Source organism: Paracidovorax cattleyae, assembly GCF_900104515.1.
GTDB lineage: Bacteria > Pseudomonadota > Gammaproteobacteria > Burkholderiales > Burkholderiaceae_C > Paracidovorax > Paracidovorax cattleyae.
The window spans coordinates 1-10,117 of the sequence record NZ_FNJL01000060.1 but is presented as its reverse complement, the minus strand read 5'-3'; the positions used below and the strand labels follow the sequence as shown (position 1 = coordinate 10,117).

General features: G+C 65.0%; 3 protein-coding genes. All 3 read right to left on the bottom strand.

Translation table 11 applies throughout. The features are described 5' to 3' along the window. On the bottom strand, positions 1–8,025 hold an 8,025-nt coding region (locus BLR05_RS24940), incomplete at its 3' end, for a putative Ig domain-containing protein (protein WP_092840381.1). Positions 8,026–8,297: 272 nt separating this feature from the next. After that, a complete protein-coding gene (locus BLR05_RS26290) occupies positions 8,298–9,275 on the bottom strand; it encodes a hypothetical protein (RefSeq protein ID WP_143016027.1) in 978 nt (325 codons plus the stop codon). 98 nt (positions 9,276–9,373) lie between these two features. Next, the gene (locus tag BLR05_RS24935) at positions 9,374–10,048 is read right to left on the bottom strand and encodes a hypothetical protein (RefSeq protein WP_167361347.1); all 675 of its coding nucleotides are present in this window, start codon (positions 10,046–10,048) and stop codon (positions 9,374–9,376) included. Positions 10,049–10,117 lie beyond the last annotated feature (69 nt).

The window sequence follows — 10,117 nt, the reverse complement described above, 5'->3', positions numbered from 1 at the left end:
GGGCGGCTGGTTCAACACCAGGGAGAAGTTGGAAATCGCCCATGCACCCGAGCGGTCAGTGGCCTGCACCCTCATGTAGTAGCTTTCTCTGTCGACGTCCGCCGGCGGGATACCGCTGAAAGTTCGCGTGGCAGCATCAAATCGGAGCCATTGCGGCCATGGGCCATCTTCAACGCTTGCACTGAAGGTCAATGCGTCTCCTTCATCCGGGTCCACGAACAGGCCTTCCGGCACCGTGAAATGGAATTCCTTGTTCTTGCTGATGAGTTGAAGGTCCATGTACCCGTTCCTGACCGGTGCGCGATTGGGACCCGCCACCGTGATCGTGAACTGGTCAGACACCTCGGCACCCATGGTGTCGAAAGCGGTCAGCACCACGTCCAACGTCCCCGCATCCGTGGCAGCGGGCGTTCCAGTGAACAGCCCGGTTCCAGCATCGAGTCGGAGCCAGGACGGCAATGCTCCACCGCCCTTCAAGCTGGCGCGGTAGCCCAGTGCATCGCTTGCATCGGGATCGGTGAACGTACCAGAGGGAACCGCCATCTGGAACGCAGTGCCGGCGGCGGCCCGCACGTCCGCCAGCGGAGAAGCGAGCACCGGCGCATGGTTCACCGTAGTCGGATCCGCCCTGCGCACCAACGTGTCATAGCCCCACGATGTGCCGTCGGCGAACTCGATGCGGCGCACACCGGATGCGGACGCGGTCTGGCCGTAGAACGAGCGAACGGTGATCGAATCCTGCGACCCGCGCAGGCTCACCTTCAGCGCCTCGCCTTCACGCTGCAGCAGCACGTCCTGCGCGCTGACACCCGACTTGAAGCGCAGCGTCTGGGTGCGGCCGCCGCTCACCTTTCCCGTCCAGGACTCGATCGTGTCGTTTCCATCGCCGCGCCCGAAGAGATAGATATCGCCTCCGACCAGAACGTCGTCGCCCGCACCTCCATCCATCTTGTCCAGGCCGGCATAGCTCACCAGCCGGTCGTTCCCCGCGTCCCCCTTCAGTTCATCCTGGTCCATTGGTACATAGCCGGGGCCGTCACCTGGAACGATGGCGGCGTACTGGTCCTCCACCACGTCATCGCCATCGCCACCGTCCACGATGTCATCCTGGAACGATCCGCTGATGGTGTTGTTGCCTGCAGTGCCGACCAGATGGATGCCCTGCGCCGCACCCTCTCCACGGAGCTTTCCGTTGGCCGCGATGTTCTCCACGTTCGCATAGTCGTCCAGGTGGAACACCTTCCCACTGGATCGCCAGGCCGCCTGCCCCATGGCGTTCACATCCAGGATCACACGGTCCGTCCCGCCGCCGGCAGTCTCGACCACCACGTCGTTGAGCCCCACGTAGTAGGTGTCGTCGCCGCCCTTGCCCGCAAGCACGTTGCGGGCCGTGTTCCGCGAACCGCGGATCGTGTTGGCGTTGTCGTCGCCGGTCGCCGATATCTCCGAGGAGCCCAGCAGTTCGATGTTCTCGATGCCGGCCTGGCCAGCCAGGTCCACGGAGATGCGCGAGGACACGATCGTGTCCTGGCTCTCCTTTCCGCCCGTCTCGATCACCTTGTCGCCCAGGCTGTCCACGACGTAGAAGTTGTCTTCCGCTCCACCGATCATCGTGTCGTTGCCCTCGCCACCTTCCAGCACCACCCCGCCGAAGTAGCCGGAGCGGTCGCGCATCACGGCTTGGGAAATGCGCCCCTCATTGGTGGCATCGATGACGTTGTCCTGGGCGTTTCCACCCAGCCACACCCTCGTGTCATCGCTCTGTGCATCGTAGGCGCGGTAGGCATGCTGGAAGCCGAAGAAGGGATTGGTGGAAATCCGGCGAACGGTATTCGACCAATCGACCAGCACGAGCTTTTCGACGTTGTTTGGCAACCAACGGCTCTGGGCGTCCAGCAACAGGGTGTCGTAGCCGCCACCGGCCTGCTCGATGATCTGGTCCTGATCGGAGTTGTACGGGTTGTAGTTGAGGTCCACATAGACGTCATCGCCCGCCCCGCCCTCCAGGCGGTCGATACCGCCCATCCCGTTGAGCACGTTGTTGCCTGCGTTGCCGACAATCACATTGCCGGCGCCGTTGCCGATGCCGGCGAGATCCAGCGTGCCGGTGAGCGTGAGGTTCTCGACGTTGTCGGGCAACGTGTAGGACACGGAACTGCGGATGGTGTCCTGCCCCTGGTTCGCGCCTTCCGCCACGGAATCGTCCGGGTGGTCCACCGTGTAGATGTCGTCGGACGAGGAGCCCTGCTGTGCGCTCGCCGTGCCCCGCGCATCGGTGATGCGGGCCTGGATGTCCTGCGCATTCCATCGCGTGCCATCGGCGAACTCGAACGTCTCCAGGGCACCGGCGTCCGTGAAGAACCCGGGAATCCATACCTGCCCCCCGTCGGGCAGGGCCACCACGAGTGTGTCGGTGGCCTTGTAGTAGGTGGATTCTCCCCTCCAATCCGCCGGGGTACTCGACGTGCGCACCAGTCGCACATCGGCGGCAGAGATGCCGGCGCCGAAGCGCAGGGTGTCGTTCCCGCTGGTCTCCGCGATCACGTCGCGGCCATCGCCCGGCCGGTACAGGTACACGTCATTGCCGCCCTGGCCTGCCAGCACATCGTTGCCGGCGCCGCCCATCAAGAGGTCGTCGGCGAAATCGAAGCCTGCCAGCTCGTCCGCCGTCTTCTCCCCGACCAGGGACCGTTGGCGCAGATCCTCCACGGTCCACACCGTGGACGGGTCGCCCGCGAAGCGCACCTTGGCCACGCCGCCGGGTTGCGGGGTGGAGAACAGGCCCACGATCATCACCGTGGTGCGCACCGCCCCTGTCGCCGGATCCTTGACCTGCAATGCAGCCCAGTCTCCGGAACGGCGCACCCTCACGTCGCCTGGGGCGATGGGCGCATCGAACTCCAGAACGTCCTGCGCCACCGCATCGTCGCGCATGATCGTGTGCGTGCCACCGTCCGCGCCCACGTGGAAAGTATCCGCCCCGGCGCCGCCGCGCATCTCCGTCGATGCACCACCGACGGCGGCATACAGTGTGTCGTCCCCATCGTCGCCATAGAGCACATCCGTCCCGCCCAGTGCTCCCTCGCCGGCCCTGAGAACGTCATTGCCGGCCCCGCCACGCAGCGTATCGAATCCAGCGCCCCCATCGAGCACGTCGTTGCCCGCGAGGCCATCGATGGTGTCGTTGCCGGCCAGCCCGGACAGGGTGTCGTCCGCATCCGTTCCCCGCAGCGCGTCGTCGCCGGACGTTCCGGAATTCGCACGCCGGAAAACGTCGTCGAAGCTCCACACGGTGTCCGGCGCATCCTCGAACACGAAGCGGAAGCCCGCCCGCGCAGCCTGCGAGAAATCCATGAAGCCCTCGACATGCAGCGCCTGCGGGCGATCCGCCGTAGCGCCAGGCCAGGTGACCCGCAGGTCCTTGCGGCCCTGGGTGGACATGCTCGTGAACGCCACGTCCGATGGGGCGATACCTGACGCGAACCGAATGGTGCGCTGGGCGCTTGCGCCCAGGTCCCCGTCGATCAGCCGTGCGTAGCGGTAGGGCGCACCGGAGGCCTTGCGCAGCACCACCGTATCGTCGCCGGTGCCGAGCACCAGCGCGGCATCCGGCACGTCCACGGTATCGTTGCCCGCTCCGGCGTAAACAGACGAACCTGTCCCGGCGATGCGATCGTCGCCATCTCCGCCATCAAAGGTGTTATCCCCCCGGAAATCCGTGAGCACGTCGTTGCCGGCATCGCCTCTCAGCAGATCGTCACCCTCGCCGCCATCGATGGTGTCATTGCCCGCTCCGCCCTGCACCGTGTCGTTGCCCCCCAGGGCATTCACGGTATCTCCGCCCGCGGGCAGGTAGATCACGTCGTTGCCCTCCGTGGCCTGCGACTGCCCGGATGCGAGTTTCAGGTCCGCCAGCGCGACCACGCTGCCGTCCGCGAATTCCAGGCGGTCCAGCGCTTGCGTCGAAAACGCCGAGTGTGCGATCAACTGGTCCGTTCCACCCGCGATGCGAACGACCAGGTCGTCCTGCGCGCGCAGCAGCACCAGGTCCGAAAGCGCTACGCCCTCCTTCAGGCGCAGCACGTCGCCCGATCCCTGGGCCGCCGTGCCCGCGTAGTAGTCGTCCCGGCCGTCGCCGCGCCCGAACAGCACGGTGTCGCGTCCGCTTCCGCCCTTGATGTTGTCGTTGCCGGCGCCGCCGTCCAGCACATCGTCCCCGCCCTTGCCCTGCAGGATGTCATCGCCGGCACCGCCCAGCAGGGTGTCCTTCCAGTCGTCGCCGGTCAGGCTGTCGTCCCCCTTGCCGCCATCCACCGTCGAATCGGCCACCACCGTCTGGACGGTGTCGCCTCCGTCGCTGGTGCGCGCCGCCTCCCGCACCAGATCGGCGGAAGACCACTGGGTGCCATCCGAGAACTGGACGGATTCGATGGCCCCGATGTCTCCCTGCACACCCAGGCTGCCGCCGCCGGCCATGGACAGCACGATCTCCCCGCCCACGCGGCGGACATACAGGTCCTGCGCGGACAGGCCGGCGGTGAACTCGATGCGGTCGGTACCGCCGTCGTCCACGATGATCTCCTTGCGCCCCTGCTCGATGTCGCCCTTCTCGAAGCGATAGACATCGTCGCCCAGGCCACCGTAGAGCCGGTCTTGGCCCGCGCCGCCCCACAGGATGTCGTTGCCATCGCCGCCGTTCAGGTAATCGTCGCCCGCCCCGCCGATCACCGTGTCGGCACCGCCGTCGCCGTACAGGATGTCGTTGCCCTCCCCGCCGTCGATGCGGTCATCGCCGTGGTACTGGGCGTCGAGCAGGATCACGTCGGACTGGTCGCCATGGATCAGGTCATTGCCGGCACCGCCCAGCAGCACGTCGGAGCCGCCCCCGCCGAGAATGCCGTCGTTGCCGTCACCGCCGTCGATGGTGTCGTCCCCGTGGTATTGCCCCGGAATCCAGGCCACGTTGTTGCCGGTCGCCACGAACGGCCCGTCGTTATCGCCATAGATCTGGTCATCGCCCTCGCCGCCGAAGAGCTGGTCCGAGCCCACGCCGCCCACGACGTAGTCCTTGCCGGCGCCGCCGTAAATCGTGTCGTTGCCGCGGTGGTTGTATGCGCCGATCTTTGCGTCGATGAACTCGGTCGCCTGCGGGTCATAGACGCCGTCTCCGTACAGTCCGTCGTTGCCCTCGCCACCGATGATCAGGTCGTCGCCTTCCATCCCCGCGATGCCGTCGTCGCCAGTACCACCGAGCAGCACGTCACCGCCCATCCCGCCGCGGATCTCGTCATTGCCGGCCCCGCCGTCCACCCAGTCGGAACTACCAGCGTCATCGGGATCATGGTTCTGCACGACGGCGCCATGCCTGGATACCATGCTTCCATCGGCATTGACCTGGGAGTAGTAGCCGATCATGGCGGAATACAGGAGGTCATCGCCGTCGCCGCCCTCGATCACGTCGCTGCCATAGCCGGTGAGCACCAGATCGTTGCCGGCGCCCGCGATCACGTGGTCCTCGTCCTCGCCGGCCTTCGGCCCCCAGTTCTCCGCACCCTGGTACTCGGGCGACTCATAGGTCCGCCCCAGGAAAATGCGGTCATCCCCGGCGCCGGTCTCGATGATCTGGCCTCCGTCCGACTCCGACGCGAACACCCACTTGGCCGCGTCGTCCTTGCCCGTGTAGCGCAGCGACGCCTTGGAATCGAAAAGCCGCGCTACGCCCTCCCCCGCGGGCAGCGATGGATCGCTCGCGTCCGCTGCCAGCACCACGAGCGACGCCTTGGGCCCGGCCAGGTCGGAGACCGCTTCCTCGGTGCTTCCGAGCGTCAGGCCGAAGTCCCCTGTGCTGTAGCCACGAATGGTCACGGTGCCTTGCACCGTCTTGTCGGTGGCCGAGGTGTATTTGGTGATGTGCAAGTCCGATCGGCCACCGCCGCTTTCGGCGGGCACGCGCGTGAACAGGAACATCCCATCCAGCGATTCCCAGTTGTCGTCCGAGCCGTAGCGCTTGCACACCTCCAGCGGCATGGCCGTGCCATCGAACTCCAGCACGCCCGGGCCGCCCTCGTCGCGCACCACGTCGTGGCCGAACTTCCCGTTGAAACGGTACACGTCCCGGCCGCTGCCGCCCTCCAGGTAGTCCGAATCCTCTCCCCCGTCCAGGATGTCGTCGCCGCCGCCACCGTAGAGGCGATCCGCCATCCTGCGGCCCGTCAGCGTGTTGCCGGCGGCATCCCCGAAGGTGATGTAACGCGTGGCATGGGTGACCGCGCCCTGCCGGATCTTGTAGCCGCTTTCCATATCCTCGTAGAACGTGTCCTCCATCTGGTACGCGGAGCCCGTCCTCGCATCGTTGGGAGGACGGTAGGAGAGATTCAGTGGCTCCGTGTTGCTCGTGCCGAACCAGTTCTTGCGGGCCAGCATGGCCGAGCGATCCGCCAACCACTCATCCGAGATCTGGAGCCCATCGGTCCTGCCCGTCTGCGCCAGCGCGGCACGATCGGCCTTCCAGGTGTTATAAACGGCACCCCATTTCTTGCCGATGGCGTCCTGGGCGTCCTGCAATGCCTGCACGGTCTTGAACGTGAACGGGCTGAGGGTGCGCAGGGCAAGGTAGGCGCCGAAATCGCTGCGCGCACTGGCCTCCAGCGACCCGTCCACCGTGGTGGCCAGACCGAACTGGCCGGCAAGGTGCATGTCATCGATGCCCTTCTGGATCGCCTCGATCACCGCGAAAAAGCGGTTGCGCCCCATGTAGCCGTCCTGGTCGTCCGTTCTCGCCCAGGTGCCCCCTTCGGGGTTGCCCTTGAGATCGGCCTGGGCTTCAGGGCCGAGCAGCATGTCCGCCAGCGAGTTCACCAGGTTTTCCAGCAGATCGCCTTCGGCCTTGCCCTGCGAACTTCCAGAGATCAGGTCACCGTCCACGCGCTTTTGGTAGGTCGCCGCCGCATAGATGGATTTCATCAAGGCGCGGACATTGTCCGCACTGCGCTCGCCCTCCGGCAGAAGGGAAAGCAGGGTGCTCTGCACCGACAGCGAATCGACCAGCAGCACCAGGCTGTGCGTGTCGCCGAAATCCTTCAGGGCATAGCCGTCCACGAGCAGGTCCGGGTCCTTGAGCGCGATCGCATCCATAAGGATGTCCCCGCCGAGCCCGCCGCGGACGAGCGGCTGGTCTTCGATGCCGATGCGCACATCCTGCCCGTAATGCCACTGGCTGTTGGCCACGACGGACGGCGTCGTGTCCCCCACCACGTCGTACTGGTTGGCGAGACGGCCGTCGTACTGCTTGTCGCCGAAGCCGCGCGTGGCCCCTGACACGACGGACGCGGACAGCGTATGCCTGGCGGCGTACTGCATCGCCAGCCGATAGTTCAGGTCCACGCCCGCGATCTCCGAAGGCAGCACCTGCTTGGGCCTCGAATTCGCGCCCTCGCCCGTTCCGCCCTGCACCAGGGTGGTCACGCGCACGGCCTCGTCCTCGATCGCCTGGATTTCCTTCAGCGCCCGCATGAGCATGCCGGCCTGTGCCGTCAAGCCCGAATTGCCCGTCTCGGAAGAGGAGTAATGCGCCTTCAAGGCCGCCTGCGCCTGGGCGGCCGTCATCGTTCCCGCCGCCAGCTTCGCCTGGAAGTCGCGGTAGATGTCCGCCAATCCCGGCTCGGTGAACTTCGCTGCCAGCGCATCGGTGCTGCCGCGCAGTTCGTTGAACTCGTTGACCGCACCCTGCAGGGTGCCATCCTGGATGCGCCCCACGCCGGCGCCGTTGAAGGTCACCACACGCTGCGCCGCATCCGGGTTCAGCAGGTTGAAGACCGTCGCCAGATGCCCGCCCAGGCTGTAGCCCGTGACGCTGAATGCCTGGCCGCCACCCAGCAGCGCCGGATCGCTCTTGAGCTTCGCGTACCAGGCCTGCATGTCCGCGATCTGGCCCCAGGCGAAACCGGTCTCCTTGATCTCCAGGACGTTCGTGGCCTTGTTGTCGCGGGCAGCGTCGTCGATGAACTCCGTTGAACGGAAACTCATGACCACCTCGCGGGTCGTTCGATTACGGAACAGCGTGCCACTGAATCCGGTTGTTGTGTTTGCGCACTGGTCCAGGACTTCCCATTCTGCCGCGAATTTCTCGGCTTGAGATTCGACAAAGCGGCTTGCGTGAAGGTTCCCATTCCGCAAGGCGGTCACATACGGAATTCCTTGGTTGTTCAATACATTCGTTTTTTCGTCCCTTATGAAAGCCTCCGCCGCCATTTGGAGATTGGCGTAGGACAGATACTCGGCAACGCTCAGTGCAGACATCACTCGCTCCCCTTCGGTTTTAAAGCCTTATTAACAAAACGGACGGTTTGGAACATTTGCGAGGTTGCGCCATGTCGAGCTGAGAACTCTGGACAAGCGTTATCCGCGGCGAGTAGCCAAGGCGAACGCCCTCCGACGGTCACTCCTTGGGCCCAATCGACCATATACCCGACGCGTTCAGCGATGACCTCATTCGTTTTCAGATCAATCACTTTCAGCGAGCTACCGGCGATCCAGTAGTCCCGCTCTTCGCGTGTTGAGATGTCTTCGTAAGTCACGCCATACCGAGGGCGCGGGGCGTTGGAAGGCACTCTTTCCAATACGTACTCATATATATTGATATCGAAATTTGGATTTCTTCTCAGTTCAAGCTGGACATTTGGCGCGTCAACCTTCATCTTTCTCGTAGCTCTGATCGAGCCTGTGAATCTATATTTCACGCCATCCACTGGATCGACTGCCTCCACATATGTGTACCCGACAGGGTCGAGCGGAGCATCTACGGGCCGATTCGGGCCTTGTTTCGTCGTGGCCCGAAAATACCCCTTCAAGAAACTCAATATGTATCCATCGCCACCCATCAAGTCACTTCCATAGGGATCGTCCATTTCATACTGATTCCCATCGTTCACCCCCTTCGGTCGGAGCTTCATGAGGAAGACCCCTTCCACATCTTCCACAGTCCTGTGAATAAACACCCCCGCCTTCTTGCACCGCTCCCGGAACATTTCCCCCGCGATGCGCTGGCGCTCCTTCAGTGATCGAACCTGTTTTGATGCGGAGACATCCGCTGCAACGGCGTCGGAGTTCTGGAGCGCCCCGCAGCCACAGAGCCAGAGCGCCATGCCGGCCAGAAGAAGCTTGCTGATACGCGATCCTCGCGACTGACCGAGGCCCATCTCCCTCGCCAAGACCATCCGAAACCGCGAGGGTGTCGCCGCCGCGTCGTTGAGTTTTCGTACTGCGTCGTTTTTCATAGCAATCCCTGCTTTGCGTAACCGGCAACCACGCCGGCGTATGTGCGTACCCCGGCTCCAACGCATCCGCGCGGAGCGATGGACCTGTGTCCCTGGGCTCAGGCCAGCGGATTCGCGACCACCGCACCCAGCGCATCCCGGAACGCACCCGACACCGCCAGCGCCTCCCCCGCCGCCTGCGGCGCGAACCCCGCCATCGCCTGGACCAGTTGCTGCACGCCCCCTTCGAGCGCACCCGTGCCGCCCACCATCCGGGTCGCTTCCTGCAGCGCGTCGGTGAGAGCGGAGCCGTCATTCCCTCCACCGGCCGGTGCCATGGCCCCGGCCTTCAGCACCGCCGCGAGGTCGGTGCCCGCCACCAGTGCGCCCGCTGCGGGGCCCAGGACATCGCTGCCCGGTTCCACCTTCCAGGGCTTGGTCTCGGCCACGAAGGTCGGCCCATCTCCCGCTTCCGGCTGAAACAGCGTGGGCCGCGTGCTGCCCCACCCGTCGCCCGCATCGCCGACATCGCCGACATCGCCCGCATCGCCGACATCGGCCAGCGCGATGGGCTTGAGGAATCCCGTTTCCGCGCCCTCCAGCGACGACAGGGCGTAGGCCTGTGGCAGTGCCGCGCGCGCCGCGGCGAGTGCATCGTGCAGGGAACCGTGCAGCCCCTCCGGGCTGCCAGCAGCCGGCACTGCGGTGTCGTCGTCCTTGCCGGTGGCGGTGCGCACCCCGGCCGCGCGCAGCACGGAAGCGAGGGTGGTCTGTGCGGTGTTGCTGTCCGTCATGGTCTTCATCCCTTCCTTGGTGTTTGAAACTCGATCTGGTTCTCTTCAGCGCTCGCGCAGGCTTTCGCT